Origin of the sequence: Flagellimonas sp. (genome assembly GCF_965233845.1) — a bacterium.
In the GTDB taxonomy this organism is placed as follows: Bacteria; Bacteroidota; Bacteroidia; order Flavobacteriales; family Flavobacteriaceae; genus Flagellimonas.
Genome location: NZ_OZ247584.1, coordinates 3,516,225 through 3,536,387 on the forward strand (window position 1 = coordinate 3,516,225; position 20,163 = coordinate 3,536,387).

The following is a 20,163-nucleotide window of genomic DNA, read 5'->3' on the forward strand; positions in this document are numbered from 1 at the left end:
TATGGCCCAATGAACAGTTCGCTATCCCAACGTATTTTTTCTATCGCTACCGATGCGGAATTTGAGGCATTGACCTTGGAAATTTTTGAATTTCAATACCAAAACAACAAAGTCTACAGAGCATATTGCGAACATTTGGGTAAATCCCTGGACAAGGTGCACTCCATTGCAGCCATCCCCTTCCTGCCGATAGAGTTCTTTAAGTCATTTACCATCACATCTTCCCATAAACCCACTGATGCCATTTTTGAAAGCAGCGGAACCACCGCTGGCTCCACCAGTAAACATTTTATTACCGATCTAAGTCTTTATCGACAAAGTTTTAGGGCTGCATTTCAGGCTTTTTATGGCGATGTGAAATCCTATTGCACTCTTGCTCTGCTGCCCTCTTATTTGGAAAGAGAAGGTTCGTCCTTGGTATATATGGTCAACGATTTGGTTGCAAGATCGGAGCATCCCGATAGTGGTTTTTATCTTGATGAACTTTCAACACTAAAAGAAAAATTGATGGCACTGGAAACTTCGGGAACCCAGACTTTGCTCATTGGTGTATCTTTTGCCCTGTTGGATTTGGCCGAACAATTCCCAATGGATTTAAAGCACACTACCATCATGGAAACGGGAGGAATGAAAGGACGAAGAAAGGAACTAATCCGGCAAGAATTACATGCAATATTAAAAGATGCCTTTAAAGTGGACACCATCCATTCGGAATATGGGATGACAGAGCTGCTATCCCAAGCCTATTCCAAAGGCAACGGGATTTTCCAAACTCCACCATGGATGAAAATTTTGACTCGGGATACGGAAGACCCATTGAGCTTACAATCCCATCAAAAAACTGGGGGAATAAACGTGATTGATTTGGCCAATATAAATTCCTGCTCCTTTATCGCGACCCAGGATTTGGGAAAAACTTTTGCCGATGGGTCTTTCGAGGTTTTGGGCCGCTTTGACCACTCTGATGTTCGGGGCTGCAACCTAATGGCCCTTTAGACTTCAAATAAAGTATCAGACCTATTCCGCTACAAGAACAAAGTAGTTCTTCTTCCCGCGTTGAAGCAACACAAACTTGTTGTTGATGAGATCTTCAATGGATATTAAGTAATCCTCCTTTACTTTTTGTTTGTTGACGGAGATGGAATTCTGCTTCAATTCCCTGCGTGCCTCTCCATTGGATCCCAAAAATCCTGTCTTGGCCGCCAAGGCTCCAATCATATCCAAGCCAGATGTCAGCTCGCTTTTGGAAACGGTGGCCTGGGGAACCCCATCAAACACATCCAAGAATGTTTTTTCATCCAAGGTTTTTAGGTCCTCTGAAGTGGATTTGCCAAAAAGAATATTACTTGCCTTGATGGCATTTTCCAAGTCCTCTTTGGAGTGAACCATGGTGGTAATCTCCTCGGCCAATTTCTTTTGCAAGGCTCTCAAATGTGGTTCTTGCTTATGGGTTTCCACAAGCGATTCAATTTCCTTTTGGGTCAAAAAGGTGAAAATTTTAATGTATTTCTCTGCATCTTCATCTGAGGTGTTCAACCAATACTGATAAAATTTATAGGGAGAAGTGCGTTCTGCATCCAGCCAAACATTCCCGCCTTCAGTCTTTCCAAATTTGGTGCCGTCAGCCTTGGTGATCAAAGGACAGGTCAAAGCAAAGCCTTTTCCGCCACCAATCCTTCTGATCAGCTCGGTACCTGTGGTAATATTCCCCCATTGGTCACTGCCCCCCATCTGAAGGGTACAATTATGGTGCTGGTACAAGTATAAAAAGTCATATCCCTGAACCAATTGATACGTAAATTCCGTAAAGGACATCCCCTCCTTGGCATCGGAAGAAAGTCTCTTTTTTACAGAATCCTTGGCCATCATATAGTTTACGGTGATGTGCTTGCCCACGTCACGAATGAAGTCCAAAAAGGAGAAATCCTTCATCCAATCGTAGTTGTTTACCAAGACAGCAGCATTGGGCGCATCACTGTCAAAATCCAAGAATCTTCCCAATTGGGATTTGATGGCTTCCTGGTTGTGCCTAAGCGTAGCTTCGTCCAAAAGGTTACGTTCGGCAGACTTTCCAGACGGGTCGCCAATCATTCCCGTGGCTCCCCCAACCAAAGCAAAAGGCTTGTGCCCGGCCAACTGAAAATGGCGCAGCATCATTACACTGACCAAATGACCAATATGTAAGGAATCCGCGGTTGGGTCTATACCTACATAAGCGGCCTGCATATCTTCCAATAAATGCTCCTCGGCTCCGGGCATGATATCATGAACCATTCCCCTCCACTGCAGTTCCTGCACAAAATTCTTTTCCATTACCATTGCTTTAGCATAGCTGCAAATATAAAATGAAGATCTTACTTACTTCAATAAATCCAATGCAAATAGGTATTTTTATCCCATGATTTTGGTTACAGGAGGTACGGGTTTAATAGGCTCCCATTTGCTATTCCAATTGGTGCAAGACGGAAAGTCGGTAAAAGCAACCTATCGTACCCAAAAATCCCTGGAAAAAGTCTCAAAGGTATTTGATTACTACACGGACCATCCAGAATCACTTTTAGACAAAATTACTTGGGTTCAAGCTGATATTACAGATGTAGGTACATTGGAAAATGCTTTTAAGGATGTTACCCATGTTTATCATTGTGCCGCATTGATCTCTTTTGACCCCAGGCAACTGGATCAGCTCATACAGGCCAATTCCGAGGCCACGGCCCATGTGGTAAATCTTTGTATTGCGAACAGGGTGAAAAAACTCTGTTACGTGAGTTCCATTGCTGCCATTGGCCCAAGTGTAAAGGGAAAGATGGCCACCGAGGAAAATGAATGGAACGAAACCAACGTTTCGGTCTATGGACTTACCAAGCATGATGCCGAATTGGAGGTATGGCGGGGAAGTCAAGAAGGTTTGGCAGTAGTTGTCGTCAACCCTGGAGTGGTTCTAGGCCCTGGTTTTTGGAAATCGGGGAGTGGTTCTTTCTTTACTTACGCGCAAAAAGGCAAAAGGCATTTTATTCCCGGAGGAACTGGATTTGTCTCGGTCAATGATGTCACGAGGGCCATGACCCAGTTGATGGATTCGGACATAAACAATGAACGCTTCATTTTAGTCAACGAGAACCTGACCTACGCCGAAATTTTTAAAAGAATATGTAATCGTCTGGGAGTACCCCCTTCAGACAAGCCCATCCCTTTTTGGATGCTGGAACTCTTTTGGCGCTGGGACGGATTGCGGAGCAAACTTAGAGGTAAAAGGCGACGACTCACCAAAAATATGGTGAAAGGCATGTATAAGAGGGAAATCTACAACAACACCAAAATAAAAAGGGCCTTGGATTTTACGTATGACAATCTAGATGAAATCTTGGATTTTTGTTGCGAGAAATTTAAATCCTAGTTCACTTCTTGCTCCTTTTTGGAAGCTTTTGAAAGGTTGGTGGAATCCCGTTTTTGCTTTCGAGCTTTTCGCATACTGTCGTTCTTTTTCATGGTAACCCCTTCCATAGCATTTTTTCTTCGTTCCAATATGCCATCCACCTCCTCGTAAATGGCTTGGTATTCCAAGGGCACGGACGCGTAATATAAATCACTCTCCACAAACTGGACACTATCTATTCCGTGTTTGTCGTACAGGTAGTCCATAATGGTGATTCCCTTGTATTCCAGAATGGGTTCCAAATTGTCGCCTCCCGCTTTGAGCAATGCCAAATCATGGAAGATTTCAACCATTTTTTCCTTGGGAATCAGGTTTTCCGGTTTTTCAATCACGGCTTCCCCACAGGCCAACAGTAGAAGCCCCAAGCAGCAAAGAAACATACGCTTCATTATCATCTATTGAAAGTTAACCTTTTAGCCTTGCGTTCGGTGCTAAAATTACCTTGGTCAAATGCCAAATGCCCATTGACAAAGGTCCGTACTATTTCAGAACCAAAAGTAACACCTTCAAACGGAGACCAGCCACATTTGTAAAGAATATTGGATTTTTTAACCAGATTTTGTGAATTCCGGTTCACTTGTACCAAATCGGCATAGTATCCCTCCCGAATAAAACCTCTTCGGTCCAAATCAAAAAGCTTTGCCGGATTGTGGCACATTTTTTCCACCATTTTTCCCAAGCCTATTTTGCCTTCTTCTTCCTTTTGCAACATGGCCAAAAGTGCATGCTGCACCAGTGGCCCTCCAGACGGTGCCTTAGTATATGGGTTGTCTTTTTCTTCCAAGGTATGTGGGGCATGATCCGTGGCCACAATATCAATTCGGTCATCTAAAAGCGCTTCCCAAAGTTTATCCCTATCCACGGCTGTCTTGACCGCAGGGTTCCATTTGATCAAGGTTCCCTTTTCTTCGTAATCCTCATCTGAAAACCATAAATGGTGAATGCAGACCTCAGCCGTGATTTTCTTGTCTTCCAAGGGAATGGTATTGGTAAACAAATCGGTCTCAACTCCGGTGGAAACATGGAAAACATGAAGTCTTGCCCCTGTCTTTTTAGCCAAAGAAATAGCCTTTGAAGAGGAAAGATAGCAGGCTTCACTACTTCGGATAATAGGATGGAGTTTTATGGGAATATCATTCCCATATTGCTGGGTGTAATGGGCCATATTGGCTCTAATGGTGCCTTCATCCTCGCAGTGTGCGGAGATCACCATTTCCGTGTTGGAAAAGATTTTTTCCAAAACCTCTTCGTTATCCACCAACATGTTCCCTGTTGAGGAGCCCAAAAACAATTTCACTCCTGAACAAGCATTTTTGTCCAGACGCTTCAATTCCTCCAGATTGTCGTTGGTACCCCCAAAAAGAAAGGAGTAATTGGCAAAGGAATCCTTAGCCGCTACGGCAAATTTTTCCTCCAGTTTTTCGATTGTTGTGGTCTGTGGATTGGTATTGGGTTGCTCCATGAAGGTGGTAATCCCACCCGCGATGGCCGCCCTACTTTCTGTGGCAATGGAACCTTTATGGGTAAGACCAGGCTCTCTAAAGTGCACCTGATCATCTATGATTCCTGGAAGCAAAAGGTCGCCCTTTACATCAATGACCTGGGCATGTTCGTCAGAGATATCTGGATCAATACGGGAAATCAATTCTCCATCCAAAAGTATGTCTGTCTCAAAAATCTGGTTTTCATTGACAACTTTGGCATTCTTTAATAAGGTCTTTGACATGCTAAAAACTCTTTTTGAAAAATATACTTCTGAACTTCATGGCAATCACTCCAAAAATGGCTTCCCTGACAATGGAAGAATTCATCTTGGATTTACCATTGATGCGATCGGTGAATATGATGGATACTTCCTCGATCTTGAATTTTTTGAGATAAGCGCGGTATTTCATTTCAATTTGAAAGGCGTAGCCTATAAATCGCACCTTGTCCAAATCAATGGTTTCCAACACTTTTCTGTGATAGCAAACAAAACCGGCCGTGGGGTCGTGCACCTTCATTCCGGTGATGATCTTTACGTAGAAGGAGGCCCCATAACTGAGCAAGATTCGGAACAAGGGCCAATTCACCACATTGACGCCTTTTTTGTATCTGGATCCAATCGCAACGTCTGCTCCGTTTAAACAAGCTCTATGCAATCTGGAAAGATCGGCAGGGCGATGGGAGAAATCCGCATCCATTTCAAAAATGTAATCGTAATCCCTTTGCAAGGCCCATTTAAAACCATGAATATAGGCTGTTCCCAGTCCAGACTTCTCTTTTCTGACTTCTAGGAACAGGCGCTCAGGAAATTGCTCTTGCAGTGTGCGTACGTTTTGTGCAGTGCCATCAGGGGAATTGTCATCCACTACCAAAACATGGAAGTTCTTTTTAAGATCAAAAACCGTTTTTATGATAGCCTCAATGTTCTCAATTTCATTGAAGGTGGGTATGATCACAATGCCATCTACCATTAGCGCACAATTAGAGTGCAAAAATAAGCTTTTCTGCTTAGCGGAAGGCTACAGTTTTAGTACTGTTCCAATTAAGGTATTTACCTTTATTTGTACCTTTGGCCCATCTAAACTCCAATTGATGACCCAAAAGTTTCCCAGGTTGTTTTATCTTCTTCTGGCCGCTCTTTTTGTTCTCAATCTCATTCAAGCATCCTTCACGGAACTCATTTTTGACGAGGCTTATTATTGGTATTATGCCCAAAGTTTGGATTGGGGGTATTTTGACCATCCACCCATGGTGGCCTTCCTGATTGAAATCAGCAGTTGGTTCTTTGATGGCGAATTGGGGGTTCGTTTCATGAGCTGCCTCCTATCGGTCGGCACCTATGTAGTTTTATGGTCGGCTATTGATCATCCCAAGAAAAAGGAGTATGTATGGCACTTCTTCCTGCTTCTTTTCTCCATGACCTTGATGAACGCCTACGGTTTCTTTACGCTGCCGGATACTCCGTTGCTCTTCTTTACAGCCTTGTTTCTGCTACTGTATAAAAAGTTTCTGGAAAACCCCACGTACTGGACAGCCATTGCACTAGGTTTGGTCATGGCCGCTTTGATGTATAGTAAGTACCATGCCGTTTTGGTGATCCTCTTTGTTTTTCTGTCGAATATAAAACTGGTGTTTAATGGAAAAGCTTGGTTGGCCGTTGTGGTGGCTCTCATTTGCTATGTTCCACATTTTATGTGGTTGTTTGAGCATGACTTTGTTTCCATTAAATACCATCTTTTTGAAAGACCCAATCAAGCCTATTCTTTTGAAAAATTTACATTGGGATACATCCTTAATCTTGTGGCTATTTTTGGTCTCTTGTTCTATTGGGTATACTTTGCCTTGATCAAGGATAAAGACTCTGATAAATTTTCAAGGGCCCTTCGCTTTCTTACGTATGGGGTTATCCTGTTCTTTTTTGTATCCAGTTTTAACCGAAGGGTACAAACCCAATGGGTTATTATCATTTCCATCCCCTTGGCCATCATTGCCTTTAAGCATCTGATTGAAAATGCCCAAAGTCGGAAATGGATGTTTAGAATGGGCATTGCCAGTGCCATTTTAATGTTCTATGCCAGGGCCTGGTTGGTTCATCAACCCCTTTTACCCATGGTTTATGAAGCCCATGGAAATAAAGCTTGGGTAAACGATCTGGATTCCAAATTGGGTGATGCCACGGTTGTGTTTGAGAATTCCTATCGCAGGGCTCCCATGTATGAGTTTTATACGGGAAAACCTTCTTTTTCCTTGAACAATGCCTTCTACAGAAAAAATCAGTATTCCATTGATGATTCCGAAGAAAGGGTAAGGGGTAAAAATATTGCCATGGTATCCATGTATCGCAAGAGTGGGGATTTCTCGTACCTCAACGCAAAGGGAACCCAGTTTTTTGGGGTTTTTATGGACAATTTTTATTCGCTACGCAAATTGGCCTGTATTGTGGAAAAGAACACGGACAACAGGGAATGGAATCTAAAGATTTATAATCCCTATCCTTTTGATGTTGCATTGGACAGTTTAACGTATCGTGTTGCCTATACGGATGCTTACAAAAAAGTGAGGGGTAGCCTACCGCTTAAGGTAGCGCCTGTAAACCCAGGCCAAACAATTCTTAAGTCGAAGGATACGGCTTATTATAAATTTCAATTCCCAAAGTCCGATAAATTGGAAAATGCGGGCTATTTTAGGATTGGGGTGGGGTACGGAAACCTAATCCCTGGACTGAATGGAACTCCCATAAAAATTGAAGATGGAACCCATTAGCAAAACGGTTGAATCATTGGATTGGATGACCATGGTGCTATTTTTTAGCATGATAGTACTTGCCTTGGGAAAATATCTGTTTCAAAATAAGTTCCTGAACTTTATGATTCTCCCTTTCAACAACAAGTATGTGGTCCTGTATAATAAAAAAGGGAGGCTTTTCAACTGGTTCCATATTTTATTGACGATTTTTCAATTGATCAATTTATCCTTGTTCCTTTTTTTGATACAAAAACTCTTTTCCCCAATGGCCCCAGAAGATTATCTGTACAATTTCTTTATCATATTTGGCGCTGTGTTGTTGTTTCAGTTACTAAAAATGTTGCTGCAACTAGGGAAAGGGATGGTTTTTAATACCCAGGGAATGGTCATAGATTTACTGTTCAACAAAACTTCCTACCTCAACCACAGCAGTTTGATCATGTTTGTGGCCAATATTGTATTGGTATACATATATAAGGACTCCCAGATTGTTATTTATGCGGCATTAATCTTAATTACTTCCATTAATGCCATAGGAATCTTCAAGCTGATGAAGAACCATCAAAAAGTCATAATTTCCCACTTTTTCTATTTTATTTTGTACCTTTGCACACTCGAAATTGCGCCCCTAGTAATAGTTGGAAGCTATCTAAAAGATTGAAAGCTTATGAAAGTAAAGACAATTTTGGTTTCCCAACCAGAACCCAAAATAGAAAATTCCCCCTATTCGCGACTCATCGAAAAAGAAAAAGTAAAGGTAGATTTCAGACCTTTTATTCATGTTGAAGGAGTTCAGGCAAAGACCGTAAGGCAGCAAAAAATTGATCTCAACAATTTTACCGCCATTATCTTGACCAGCAGAAATTCTGTGGATCATTTCTTTAGAATAGCAGAGGAAATGCGCTTCAAGGTGCCGGATACCATGAAATATTTTTGTCAGTCCGAGGCTGTGGCCTACTATCTTCAAAAATACGTTGTATACCGAAAGAGGAAAATATACGTGGGCAAGCGAACCTTTCCGGAACTGGTTCCCTTGATCAAAAAATACAAGGACGAAAAGTTCCTTTTACCTTCATCTGATACCTTAAAAGCAATTGTACCCCAAGCCCTTGACGAATTGGGAGTGGATTGGAAAAGAGGGATTTTTTACAAAACGGTTATCAGTGACCTTTCCGATCTAAGGAATGTTTATTATGATGTTTTGGTATTCTTTAGTCCATCGGGTATTGAATCCTTGTTGAAAAACTTCCCTGATTTTGAACAAAAAAATACTCGCATTGCGGTATTTGGAAATAGCACGGTAAAGGCCGCCACTGAAGCTGGTCTTCGAATAGACATTCAGGCTCCTACTCCTGAAACGCCGTCCATGACCATGGCCCTTCAGAAGTACATTACCAGTGTGAACAAATAGAAAAATTCCATTTTTAGCATAAAAAAGCCCCGATGTATCGGGGCTTTTCTTTTAGAAGGTATATCGCTGTGGGCCGCCTCGCCTTATTTCTTCGCTGGCATAGGCCTCAAACTTTTTAAAGTTTTCCCTAAAAGCATTGGTCAGCTTAAAGGCTGTTTTATAATAAGCCTCATCATTGTTCCATGTGGCCCGAGGACTCAACACGCTGGTAGGCACCCCAGGGCATTCCCGCGGTTGTGCAACACCAAAAACCGAGTGGATGTGATACTTGTCATAGCTATAGAGCCCCAGCTCACCACTTAAGGCAGCACTGATCATGGCTCGGGTATATTTCAGCTCCATTCGTTTGCCCACCCCGTAAGGACCTCCGGTCCATCCAGTATTGATAAGCCAAACGTCCACTCCTGATTCCTGCATTTTTTTGCTCAACATTTCCGCATAAACTGCAGGGTGCAACGGCATAAAAGGAGCTCCAAAACAGGCAGAGAATGAAGGCTGTGGTTCAACCACCCCAGCTTCGGTTCCGGCTACTTTTGCCGTATATCCTGAAATAAAGTGGTATGCCGCCTGGGCGGGAGTTAATTTTGAAATGGGAGGCAAAACCCCAAAAGCATCGGCTGTTAAAAAGAAAATGTTCTTCACATTCTTCCCGATGGAAGGTTGCTGGATATTTTCAATATGATAAATAGGGTAGCTTACCCTTGTGTTCTGTGTAATGGAAGTGTCTGCAAAATCAACAACTCCTTGATCATCCAAAATCACGTTTTCCAAAATAGCACCTTGTTTTATTGCACCGTATATTTCCGGCTCCTTTTCCGCAGAAAGATCAATCACCTTGGCATAACATCCGCCCTCAAAATTGAATACTGTATTCTGGGCCGTCCAACCATGCTCGTCATCTCCGATCAGTTTACGGTTGGGATCTGTAGAAAGCGTAGTCTTGCCAGTCCCGGACAAGCCAAAGAACAAAGCAGTGTCCCCATCTTCCCCAACATTGGCAGAGCAATGCATTGGCAAGGTGTTTTTAAAGACCGGTAAAATGAAGTTCAATGCAGAAAAAATTCCCTTTTTGATCTCTCCAGTGTATCCGGTTCCGCCAATAAGGGCGATTTTTCTTGAGAAATTGAGAATGGCAAAATTATGCTGCCTTGTTCCATCAATTTCGGCATCTGCCATAAAGCCCGGCGCGTTTACCACGGTCCATTCAGGGTCAAAGGATTCCAGTTCCTCAGCGGTTGGTCTAATAAACATATTGTACGCAAACATGTTGGACCAAGGATACTCGTTTATTACCCGAATGTTGAGCTTGTAGTCATCCTCCGCGCAGGCATAACAATCCCGAACAAAGAGTTCCTTTTCGTTCAGATAATTAATGACCTTGTCATACAATTTGTCAAATTTCTCCGGTTCAAATGGGATGTTGATGTTTCCCCACCAGATTTTTTCCTCGGTAATGTTGTCTTTAACGATAAATCGGTCCATAGGTGACCTTCCGGTAAACTCCCCAGTATTGACCGCCAAGGCCCCGGTAGAGGCTTCCTTTCCCATTTCCTTTTCTATCGTCAACCCATGTAACTCCTTGGGTGACAACTGATAATGCACATTGTTGTGCGCTATTCCATACTGCTTTAACGAAATCGATTTCGTAACTGGTGTATAGGTATCCATTTTGATGTTTTAAAATTGGTACAAAGCTAGAAAAATCTAACTGCTACCAAACCAATTTTGTGATTAATTCCCTTATTTTTTAGCTAAAATGCAATACCCTAGAAAGCTCCAGGCAAATATGAGAACAGTGCCTCCTAGTGGGGTCAATAGCGCAATGGTTTTGAAGTCAAAAGCCACCAAACTATTAATGGACAATAAATAGATGGAGCCTGAAAAGAGAATGACCCCGATAATAACCAGCCTGAAAACCATTTTTAGCTTTTTAAGATTCAAGGCATTCCATGTCCCCAAGAAAAGAAGCAAAAGGGCGTGGTACATTTGATAACGCACCCCGGTCTCAAAACTATCCACCGCATCCGCTGGCACCAATTTTTCCAGCCCATGGGCACCAAAAGCACCCAATACGATGGCCAATAAACCCATTACAATTGCACCCAACAATATTGTTCTGTTCATAACTTTATAACTATGTTTTTTTAGAAATATAACAATTTGATACCTTAGTAGCCGTTTTAATCAAAAGTAACCAAATCGTATGGTCCGAACTATTTTGGTCGTTGGAGCCGGCAAATCAACCTCATATTTGTTAGATTACCTTCTTAAAAAATCAACAGAAGAGCAACTTAGGTTGATTATAGGTGATCTACGTCCAGAAAATATCCCAGCAGATATTGCATCCCATCCCAATTGCGATGTCATCCAACTGGATATCCTTAATGATGATGCCAGAAAAAAAGCCATTGAAGTCTCTTCTTTGGTGATTTCCATGCTTCCGCCTAGCATGCACATCAAAATTGCCCAGGATTGTATCCTTTACAAAAAGCATTTGGTTACTGCTTCCTATGTCAGCAAGGAAATTGAGGCTCTGGATGCCGAAGCCAAGAAAAATGGACTGGTCTTCATGAACGAAATAGGATTGGACCCCGGCATTGACCATATGAGTGCCATGGAGGTGATAGACCGTATTAGGGACAAGGGTGGAAAAATGCTGTTGTTCGAATCTTTTACCGGAGGTCTGGTTGCTCCGGAAAATGACTCCAACCTTTGGAGCTATAAGTTCACCTGGAATCCACGTAATGTGGTGGTGGCGGCCCAAGGCGGTGCAGCTAAATTCATTCAAGAGGGATCCTACAAGTACATCCCCTATCAGAAAATTTTTAGGAGAACAGAGTTGGTTGAAATTGAGGGTTATGGTGATTTTGAGGTGTACCCTAATAGAGATTCCCTCAAATATCGGGAGGCCTATGGCTTACAAGATGCCTTGACACTTTTTAGAGGTACCATGAGGCGCGTTGGCTTCTCCAAGGCATGGCACATTTTTGTGATGCTGGGCATGACGGACGACACTTATGTGGTTGAGAATTCCGAAGGGATGTCTTACCGTGAATTCGTGAATTTGTTCCTTCCTTATTCGCCCACAGATTCGGTGGAACTGAAGCTGCGTCACTATCTAAAAATAGACCAAGATGATATCCGATGGGGAAAATTACTGGAACTCAATCTGTTTGATGATTCCAAGAAAATCCCTTTAAAAAATGCCACTCCGGCCCAAATGCTGCAGTATATTTTGGAAGATAGCTGGACCTTAAATCCAAACGAAAAGGACATGATCGTGATGTATCACAAATTTGGATACGAGTTGGACGGTAAAAAGAAGCAACTGGATGCTAATATGGTAGTGCTTGGCGAGAATCAGACCTTCACTGCTATGGCCAAGACGGTGGGCTTGCCCGTTGCCATGGCAGCACTGCAAATACTAAACAAAAAAATTGTCACTCCTGGGGTTCAAATTCCTATTGCCAAGGAAGTGTATCGTCCCATACTGGAAGAACTCAAATCCTATGGCATTCATTTTAACGAATACCAAGTACCGTATTTAGGGTATAATCCAGATTCCATAGGAAATTAGGCATTTGTTGTTTTTAGGTATCTTTAGTTTCAAATAAGAAGCTTTTGATGAGAAACACAAACAAATCCGTTAAGATTGACGGTATAGATAAAAAAATCCTAAGGTTTTTGATGGAGGATGCACGCAAACCCATTTTGGAAATTGCAAGAAGTATTGGCATTTCCGGGGCAGCAATTCACCAGCGTCTTCGCAAACTGGAAAGTTCGGGACTTTTGTCGGGTTCCAAATTCGTTATTAATCCTAAGGTATTGGGATACACTACCATGGCCTACATCGGAATTTTCCTGGATAAAGCCATGTCCAATCCGCAAGCTGTAAAAGAGCTGGAAAAAATCCCTGAAGTACTGGAATGCCATTATACTACTGGAAATTGGTCCATCCTCATTAAAGTTTTGTGTAAGGATAATGAGCATTTGATGACTGTACTCAATAAAAAAATCCAACAAATTGAAGGAGTGTCCCGAACAGAAACTTTTATTTCACTCCACCAGCAAATCGACAGACAGATTTCCATTTAGGTCATTCATGAAACAATTTTTGTTTGCTTTTTTATTGGGACTCTCCATGTTCTTTTCATATGCCCAGCGCAGTTATGATCCCAAGATATATTCACACCAAATTCAGGTACAGCATGATAATGACTTCCTGGCATTGACAGATCGCTACTACTCTTCCGGGCTGTTTATATCGTATCGAAAGTTGTTATCAAAAGGGATTTTTGGCGGGGATGAACAACTTGGTTTCAAACTAGGACAGGAGGTGTATACGCCGTCGCAAACCCAAAGTACCAATACAAACGTATTCGATAGGCCTTATGCAGGATTTACGGGGATTTGGACCAACTGGTCGCTAGGCAACCTAAATCAGTTATTTGAAGTGGAGTCCCTTTTTGGTTTTGTGGGGCCTGATTCTGGAGCGGGAGGATTGCAACGCTGGTACCACAGGGCCATTGCCATTTCGGATTCGCCCATTTGGGTGGAGGAACTGCGGAATAGTTTTCACACCAATCTATATGCCACCTATACCAAGGAATGGGAACTTGCTCCCAACCCTTTTGGTATCAGGTTGGCCGCACAACCAAAATTAGCCGTTGGATCTCGGGATGTTTATGCCAGTAGTGAGGCCATTTTTCACTTTGGCAGGCGAAATCCGATGGGCGAGAGCATTGCATTTAACCGCTTGGGCAGTAATGCCAGGGAAATCTACTTTGCCCTAAGATTCATGTACAGGCAGGTATTTTACAATGGCCTGATAGAAGGTAATTTGTTTGGTGACAACTCGCCTGTATTGGGTGTTCCAAAGGACAGCCTCTTCCGTATCGGGTTTGATTTTAACCATCGTTTTGATATGCATGATTACCGATTTGGGATTCGATATAATACAGCGGAAACTCCCAGCTCCAAATCCCATGCCTATATTGTGCTGGCCTATAGCCGCAGTTGGTGAGAGGAAACTGCCCTTCACATGAAAGTATTTGTATTCAATCTAAATAAAGATTACTTTTGCTCTTCCATGAGGGTAGTGTACCAATCCACATATTATACCTTGTACCAATCTGAAAGCGAGCGCTGCTTTTATGTTGATTTTGTGCAGAAGACTGTAAAGATGTCCTTTTGTCAACTATTGGCTCTTCGACATAAAGTACTGTCCATCCCCATTGAAAACCACTTTGACAGTGACCTGAACAAACACGGTTTTGAACTTTTGCAACTCTGCAACAAAGAACACCTCTTTATTCTCAATACCCTGGAGGTATTGGATCTAAAATCACTTGTTGACCAAGGATTTGTTTTGCTTGGTGTATCCGCCAAATCGGAAGCCCTCTCCGTATAGACTTTGAGTCGCTTATTTTTATTCAATCTAAAACTCCTTATAAATAAAGGACTTGGCCCATTAGCTAGTTTAATTTCCATACTTTTATAGTAGGATAATGAATTATTGACGATAAATCCATTAAGATGAAAGATATAGCTAGACAAGCAATGAGCATAAAGGTAGAATCCATGGATATGCTCAACAGCCAAATTAAGATGGAAGCACATGCCTCGGCCACCTATTTGGCCATGGCTTCTTGGTGTGAACAAAATGGTTTTTTTACCAGTGCCAAGTTCTTTTTCAAACAGGCCGAGGAAGAACGCGAGCACATGATGAAAATATTCAATTTTTTGATTGATGTAGGTGGAAGTCCTTATTCTCCTGAGGTGACCAATATCAATCACGATTACTCCTCTATTGTGGATGTTTTTGAGCACACATTAGATCATGAGATTGCCGTGACCAAATCCATTCACAATATTGTGATGAAAGCCAGAGAACTAGGTGACCTCACTACCGAAAGATTTTTGGACTGGTTTGTCATGGAACAGGTGGAAGAAGAAAACACGATCCGTGATATTCTGGATATGATCGCAGTGACCGGCACCGAAGGTGTGGGATTACAAGTTATTGATGATCATGTTGGGAATTGGATCAATTAACTAAATAATTTACCAAAAAGGAAACGGAGCCAAATGGCTCCGTTTTTTATTTTATGCTTTTATGCAAGGTTAGTCCCTTCCACCAAAAACCTGAAAAGCCCAGTACACGAGGGAAGCCAAGGCACCCAAAGCCGCTACCAAATAAGTTCTTGCCGCCCATTTCAAAGCGTCCTCGGCCCCAGCATATTCCTGTTGGCTCACCATATTCTTTTGCTTCAACCAGGCCAAAGCCCTGTTGCTGGCATCATATTCCACTGGAAGGGTGATAAAACTGAAAATGGTGGCCATTCCCATCATCACCAAGCCCGCCACCGCAATATAAAATCCTATTCCACCTGCTGCGCCAGTAGCCGCCATAAGGGCTATACCACCAAACACAATCCATGTGGACATTCCTGAGGTAACACTCACCACGGGAACCAGTTTGGATCTCATGGTCAACCATTCGTACGCCTGGGCATGTTGCACCGCATGGCCCACTTCATGTGCTGCCACAGCTGCAGCCGCAGCGTTTCTTTGGCTATACACACCTTCACTAAGGTTAACGGTCTTGTTTTTAGGATTATAGTGATCCGTCAACATCCCTGCTGTGGAAATAACCTTCACATCGCGGATGCCGTGATCATCCAACATCTTTTGTGCTATCTCCGCCCCACTCATTCCATTTCGAAGATGCACTTTGGAGTATTGCTTAAACTTGCTTTTTAATCGGCTGCTTACAATCCAACTGATCAAAGCTATTCCACCGATTAATATATAGTATGTCATCATAGTTTCCTGTTTTTAGTCTTATAAAGATATCAACTCTAAAGCAAAAATCCAGCCAATCTGGAAAGCTGTCAATTTACTGACAAAATGTACGCAGGATAAAAAAGGAGGCTATTTGTGTCGCAGTTTAAGAAGCAGCATACACACCACTAAAATACCGGTAATGGCATTGGCCAAAATAATGGCCAGGCTTTCATGGCGAATACCATAGTACAGCCACAGTATAGTTCCAACAAGGAACGCTCCATACATGGTAAAGGAAATGTCTCTAGTAGATTTGGTTTTCCAGGTCTTATATACCTGTGGCACAAAGGCACTGGTGGTTAGGCTGGCGGCGACCAACCCAATAATTTCAATGGTATCCATTATTGGTTATTAGGATATGGGTTATGAACACTACGGTTAACCCACAATATTTACAATCTTGCCCGGCACAACAATTACCTTCTTGGGCTCCCGTCCATTCAATTGGGCCTGGGTTTTTTCATGGGCCATGACCACTGCCTCTATTTCATCCTTACCCATATCCAACGGCAGTTCCAGCTTAAATCTCATCTTGCCATTAAAGGAAATGGGATATTCCTTGCTGTTTTCCACCAAATGCTTTTCATCAAATTTGGGGAATGCAGCTGTTGAAATGGATTCTTGATGTCCCAATTTTTCCCATAGCTCCTCTGCAATATGAGGCGCATAGGGTGATACCAAAATAGCCAAAGGCTCCAATATGGCCTTGCTTTTACACTTTTGTGCAGTCAACTCATTCACACAAATCATAAAAGTGGACACCGAAGTGTTGAAAGAGAAGTTCTCTATATCTTCTTCTACCTTTTTGATGGTCTTGTGCAGGGTTTTGAGATTGTCAGCGGTTGGTTCCGCACCATCTTCAATGGATAAATACAACTTCCAGAGCTTTTTTAGGAACGAATGTACTCCAGTTATTCCAGCGGTGTTCCAGGGTTTGGATTGTTCCAAGGGGCCCAAGAACATTTCATAAAGTCGTAGCGAGTCTGCTCCGTATTCTTCGCAGATGTTATCTGGGTTGACCACATTGTATTTGGATTTGGACATTTTTTCAATCTCCCGGCCCACAATGTACTTCCCATCTTCCAAGATAAACTCCGCGTCTTGATAATCGGGTTGCCATTTTTTGAAAGCTTCAATATCCAGTTCATCTGAAGCATTCACCAAGGTAACATCCGCATGGATTGGAATCACATTTTTTCCATTGGTCAATCCTTTGGAATAAAGTGTGTTGGAATCCATATCCTTGTAAACAAAGGCACTCGTTCCCGTAATCATCCCCTGGTTGATCAGTTTTTTGGCATATTCCTTTTTGGGGGCAATCCCTTTGTCAAACAAGAACTGCTGCCAAAAACGGGAATACAACAGGTGACCCGTAGCATGCTCACTCCCTCCTATATACAGATCCACATCCTGCCAATATCCAATGGCTTCCTTTGAATAGATAGCCTCATTGTTTTGTGGATCCATGTAGCGGTTAAAATACTGGGAACTCCCTGCCCAACCCGGCATGGTGTTCAATTCCAGTGGATAGATGTCGTCATGCTGAACTGGTTTCAGCATCTCATTCTCCTTGTCTGACCCTTCGACTGCGCTCAGGGTGACAAGGTCATTGGAAACGACTTTATTATTCTTCGTATCCCACGCCCAATGCGTAGCATTGCCCAAAGGTGGTTCCCCTGTTTCTGTGGGCAGGTACTTTTCCACTTCTGGAAGTTCCAAGGGCAGGTACTCATCAGCAATCATCTGGGGCATTCCGTCCACATAATAGACCGGAAAAGGTTCTCCCCAATAGCGTTGTCTGCTAAACACGGCATCCCTAAGGCGGTAGTTTATTTTACCCTCTCCCTGTCCAATTTTTTCCAATTCGTCAATGACCTTTCTAGTGGCTTCCTTAAAATTCAGCCCGTTTAAGAAGTCAGAGTTGCCAATAATGGTATTGGCCTTATCGGCAAAAGCCTCTTCGGAAATATCCACTCCATCAAAAATATTGGGAATGGGAATATCAAAATGTTTGGCAAAATCGTAATCCCGTTGATCCCCACAAGGAACGGCCATAACAGCTCCGGTTCCATAGCTGGCCAATACGTAATCCCCAATCCAGATCGGAATGGGTTCTTTGGTAAACGGATGCTCTGCATAAGCCCCGGTAAATACCCCGGAAATGGATTTTACATCGGCCATCCGGTCTCTTTCTGAACGTTTTGCCGTGGCTTCCACGTAGGCCTCCACTTCTGCTTTTTGTACTGCTGTGGTAATCTTAGCTACCAGTTCATGCTCCGGAGCCAAGGTCATAAAACTGGTTCCAAATATGGTGTCTGGGCGTGTGGTAAATACTTCAATTGCAAAAGACTTCTCGACTGCACTCGAAGTGACATTTTCATTAGGAATGACATTAAAGGTAACGGAAGCTCCTTCGGAACGGCCGATCCAATTGGTCTGCGAATCTTTTAGCGGTTGGGGCCAATCAATGGTGTCCAATCCATCCAACAAACGTTGGGCATAAGCGGTGATCCGCATGCTCCATTGGGTCATTTTTTTACGAATCACCGGGTGTCCTCCCCGTTCCGAAACCCCATTCACAATCTCATCATTGGCCAAAACCGTACCCAATGCGGGGCACCAGTTCACCTCGGTATCCGCCAAATACGTCAATCTATACTGTAAAAGTATCTTCTGCTTGGTCCTATCCGAAAATCCAATCCAATCCTGTGATTCAAAATCTTGCACATCATCATCACAAACCGCCTGGACTTTGGTGTTTCCTTCTTTCTCAAAGATGGAAATCAAAGTGGAAATATCTTCAGCCTTATCGGATGTTTTGTTGTACCAAGAATTAAACAACTGGATAAAAACCCACTGGGTCCATTTATAGTATTTAGGGTCGGATGTTCGCACTTCCCTACTCCAATCAAACGAAAATCCAAGTTGGTCCAACTGCTCTCGGTATCTTTTGATGTTGGCCTCTGTGGTTATGGCGGGATGCTGACCAGTTTGTATGGCGTATTGTTCGGCGGGAAGGCCAAAGGAGTCGTAACCCATGGGATGTAGTACATTAAACCCATTGTGCCTTTTGTAGCGGGCATAGATGTCACTGGCAATATACCCAAGAGGGTGCCCAACATGCAATCCCGCCCCAGATGGATAAGGAAACATATCCAAAACATAGTATTTGGGCTTGTCGGAATTGTTGGAGGCCTTAAACGTTTGGTTCTCGGCCCAGTATTTTTGCCATTTGGCTTCTATCTCCCTGAAATTGTAATCCATGGTCTTCGCGTCATTTTCGAATTGCAAAAATAGCTTTAATCCCCTAATTACGATTTACTTTTCTATTTTTACATACTGATTTTCCCATATGAGCCAATATATTGAACGATATCAGCGCAGAAGGCTAATTTCCTCATACTTTTCAGTGGTTTTGAGCATTGCCTTGGTGCTATTTTTAGTAGGGGTTTTAGGACTACTGGTCTTGAACACCAAAAAACTGGGGGATCATTTTAAGGAACAGATCACCATTTCCGTATTCTTAAAGGATAATGCCAAAGCTGTGGAAATTGAGCAGTTGCAAAAAAGTTTGGCCTTGGCAGACTATACAAAATCCGCCCATTATGTTTCCAAAGAAGATGCCGCAGAACAGTATAGCGAGGATATTGGGGAGAATTTTGTGGAATTTTTGGGATATAATCCACTAAAAAATTCGATAGATGTCAACCTTAAAGCAGATTTTGTTTCTCCCACCCAGATAGAGGAAATCGCATCGGACATCAATACCAAAACCTATGTGGAAGAGGTGAGCTATGACAAACCACTTATTTCATTGCTAAACGATAATGCCCGTAAAATCAGTATTTGGATTTTGGTGGCCAGTGCTGTGTTTACCGCTATAGCGGTCTTATTGATCAACAGCTCCATCCGGCTTTCCATTTACTCCAAACGATTTATCATTAAAACTATGCAAATGGTTGGGGCCACAAAAAAGTTTATTAGAAAACCCTTTATCTGGCAAAACATTAGATTGGGGATGTTGGGAGCCACCTTGGCACTGATTGCCTTGGGAGTGGTGCTATATTATGTGAACACAAATTTTCCGGAGTTGAATATTTTCCAGGATGTGCTGGTGCTGGTCCTTTTATTTGGAGGTGTCTTTGGTCTCGGGGTTATCATTTCTTGGGGCAGCACCCATATTGCCACCCAAAGGTTCTTAAATCTGAGAACGGACGATCTTTATTATTAACTTTACCAT

The 20,163-nt window shown here is 42.6% G+C and carries 20 protein-coding genes; 11 read left to right on the plus strand and 9 right to left on the minus strand.

The window, feature by feature from the left end:
* Positions 1-9: 9 nt before the first annotated feature.
* Positions 10-996: an acyl transferase gene (locus ACO6S0_RS15600; RefSeq protein ID WP_422349243.1), complete on the plus strand. Its 987-nt coding sequence runs from the start codon at positions 10-12 to the stop codon at positions 994-996.
* A 21-nt stretch (positions 997-1,017) separates the two neighbouring features.
* On the opposite strand, the gene tyrS is transcribed toward ACO6S0_RS15600, so the two are convergent.
* Complete coding sequence (gene tyrS / locus ACO6S0_RS15605) at positions 1,018-2,313, minus strand: tyrosine--tRNA ligase (protein WP_422349244.1); 1,296 nt, start codon at positions 2,311-2,313, stop codon at positions 1,018-1,020.
* An 85-nt stretch (positions 2,314-2,398) separates the two neighbouring features.
* Here tyrS and ACO6S0_RS15610 point away from each other — a divergent pair, with 85 nt between their 5' ends.
* Positions 2,399-3,397 carry an NAD-dependent epimerase/dehydratase family protein gene (locus ACO6S0_RS15610; RefSeq protein ID WP_422349245.1) on the plus strand — a complete coding sequence of 333 codons (999 nt, stop codon included), beginning with the start codon at positions 2,399-2,401 and terminating at the stop codon, positions 3,395-3,397.
* Here the strand turns inward: ACO6S0_RS15610 and ACO6S0_RS15615 are convergent.
* The 3 genes from ACO6S0_RS15615 to ACO6S0_RS15625 are packed head-to-tail and all read right to left on the minus strand — an operon-like array spanning position 3,394 to position 5,892.
* Positions 3,394-3,825: a DUF4296 domain-containing protein gene (locus ACO6S0_RS15615; protein WP_422349246.1), complete on the minus strand. Its 432-nt coding sequence runs from the start codon at positions 3,823-3,825 to the stop codon at positions 3,394-3,396. The genes ACO6S0_RS15610 and ACO6S0_RS15615 overlap by 4 nt on opposite strands.
* Positions 3,826-3,827: 2 nt before the next feature.
* A complete protein-coding gene (locus ACO6S0_RS15620; protein ID WP_422349247.1) occupies positions 3,828-5,162 on the minus strand; it encodes a dihydroorotase in 1,335 nt (444 codons plus the stop codon).
* A 1-nt stretch (position 5,163) separates the two neighbouring features.
* The gene (locus tag ACO6S0_RS15625; RefSeq protein WP_422349248.1) at positions 5,164-5,892 is read right to left on the minus strand and encodes a polyprenol monophosphomannose synthase; all 729 of its coding nucleotides are present in this window, start codon (positions 5,890-5,892) and stop codon (positions 5,164-5,166) included.
* 121 nt (positions 5,893-6,013) lie between these two features.
* Between ACO6S0_RS15625 and ACO6S0_RS15630 the strand changes: the two genes are divergently transcribed.
* From ACO6S0_RS15630 to ACO6S0_RS15640, 3 genes are read left to right on the plus strand one after another with little or no spacing between them, the layout of a single operon-like run.
* A complete protein-coding gene (locus ACO6S0_RS15630; protein ID WP_422349249.1) occupies positions 6,014-7,684 on the plus strand; it encodes an ArnT family glycosyltransferase in 1,671 nt (556 codons plus the stop codon).
* On the plus strand, positions 7,671-8,327 hold the full coding sequence (locus ACO6S0_RS15635) for a DUF4271 domain-containing protein (RefSeq protein WP_422349250.1): 657 nt from the start codon (positions 7,671-7,673) through the stop codon (positions 8,325-8,327). The genes ACO6S0_RS15630 and ACO6S0_RS15635 overlap by 14 nt, the downstream gene beginning before the upstream one ends.
* A gap of 6 nt (positions 8,328-8,333) precedes the next feature.
* Entirely contained in the window at positions 8,334-9,077 is a 744-nt protein-coding gene (locus tag ACO6S0_RS15640) for a uroporphyrinogen-III synthase (RefSeq protein WP_422349251.1), read from the plus strand.
* Positions 9,078-9,128: 51 nt separating this feature from the next.
* Here the strand turns inward: ACO6S0_RS15640 and pckA are convergent, their stop codons facing one another.
* Together pckA and ACO6S0_RS15650 are read right to left on the minus strand one after the other, a co-directional pair.
* Positions 9,129-10,745, minus strand: a complete 1,617-nt coding sequence (gene pckA / locus ACO6S0_RS15645; protein ID WP_422349252.1) for a phosphoenolpyruvate carboxykinase (ATP) — start codon at positions 10,743-10,745, stop codon at positions 9,129-9,131.
* Between the two features lie 72 nt (positions 10,746-10,817).
* Entirely contained in the window at positions 10,818-11,201 is a 384-nt protein-coding gene (locus ACO6S0_RS15650; RefSeq protein ID WP_422349253.1) for a DUF423 domain-containing protein, read from the minus strand.
* Between the two features lie 79 nt (positions 11,202-11,280).
* On the opposite strand from ACO6S0_RS15650, the gene ACO6S0_RS15655 reads away from it, so the two are divergent.
* From ACO6S0_RS15655 to ACO6S0_RS15675, 5 genes are all read left to right on the plus strand, one after another.
* Entirely contained in the window at positions 11,281-12,654 is a 1,374-nt protein-coding gene (locus tag ACO6S0_RS15655) for a saccharopine dehydrogenase family protein (RefSeq protein ID WP_422349254.1), read from the plus strand.
* Positions 12,655-12,701: 47 nt separating this feature from the next.
* On the plus strand, positions 12,702-13,172 hold the full coding sequence (locus tag ACO6S0_RS15660) for an Lrp/AsnC ligand binding domain-containing protein (RefSeq protein ID WP_138837573.1): 471 nt from the start codon (positions 12,702-12,704) through the stop codon (positions 13,170-13,172).
* Positions 13,173-13,179: 7 nt separating this feature from the next.
* Positions 13,180-14,100, plus strand: a complete 921-nt coding sequence (locus tag ACO6S0_RS15665; protein ID WP_422349255.1) for a lipid A-modifier LpxR family protein — start codon at positions 13,180-13,182, stop codon at positions 14,098-14,100.
* Between the two features lie 18 nt (positions 14,101-14,118).
* Positions 14,119-14,487 carry a hypothetical protein gene (locus tag ACO6S0_RS15670; RefSeq protein WP_422349256.1) on the plus strand — a complete coding sequence of 123 codons (369 nt, stop codon included), beginning with the start codon at positions 14,119-14,121 and terminating at the stop codon, positions 14,485-14,487.
* A 125-nt stretch (positions 14,488-14,612) separates the two neighbouring features.
* The gene (locus tag ACO6S0_RS15675; RefSeq protein WP_422349257.1) at positions 14,613-15,131 is read left to right on the plus strand and encodes a ferritin; all 519 of its coding nucleotides are present in this window, start codon (positions 14,613-14,615) and stop codon (positions 15,129-15,131) included.
* Positions 15,132-15,200: 69 nt separating this feature from the next.
* Here the strand turns inward: ACO6S0_RS15675 and ACO6S0_RS15680 are convergent, their stop codons facing one another.
* The 3 genes from ACO6S0_RS15680 to ACO6S0_RS15690 form a co-directional block, all read right to left on the minus strand.
* On the minus strand, positions 15,201-15,902 hold the full coding sequence (locus ACO6S0_RS15680; RefSeq protein ID WP_420401066.1) for a zinc metallopeptidase: 702 nt from the start codon (positions 15,900-15,902) through the stop codon (positions 15,201-15,203).
* A 108-nt stretch (positions 15,903-16,010) separates the two neighbouring features.
* The gene (locus tag ACO6S0_RS15685) at positions 16,011-16,265 is read right to left on the minus strand and encodes a SemiSWEET family sugar transporter (RefSeq protein WP_422349258.1); all 255 of its coding nucleotides are present in this window, start codon (positions 16,263-16,265) and stop codon (positions 16,011-16,013) included.
* Between the two features lie 36 nt (positions 16,266-16,301).
* The gene (locus ACO6S0_RS15690; RefSeq protein WP_422349259.1) at positions 16,302-19,187 is read right to left on the minus strand and encodes a leucine--tRNA ligase; all 2,886 of its coding nucleotides are present in this window, start codon (positions 19,185-19,187) and stop codon (positions 16,302-16,304) included.
* Between the two features lie 88 nt (positions 19,188-19,275).
* Between ACO6S0_RS15690 and ACO6S0_RS15695 the strand changes: the two genes are divergently transcribed.
* Positions 19,276-20,154, plus strand: a complete 879-nt coding sequence (locus ACO6S0_RS15695; protein WP_422349260.1) for a cell division protein FtsX — start codon at positions 19,276-19,278, stop codon at positions 20,152-20,154.
* Positions 20,155-20,163 lie beyond the last annotated feature (9 nt).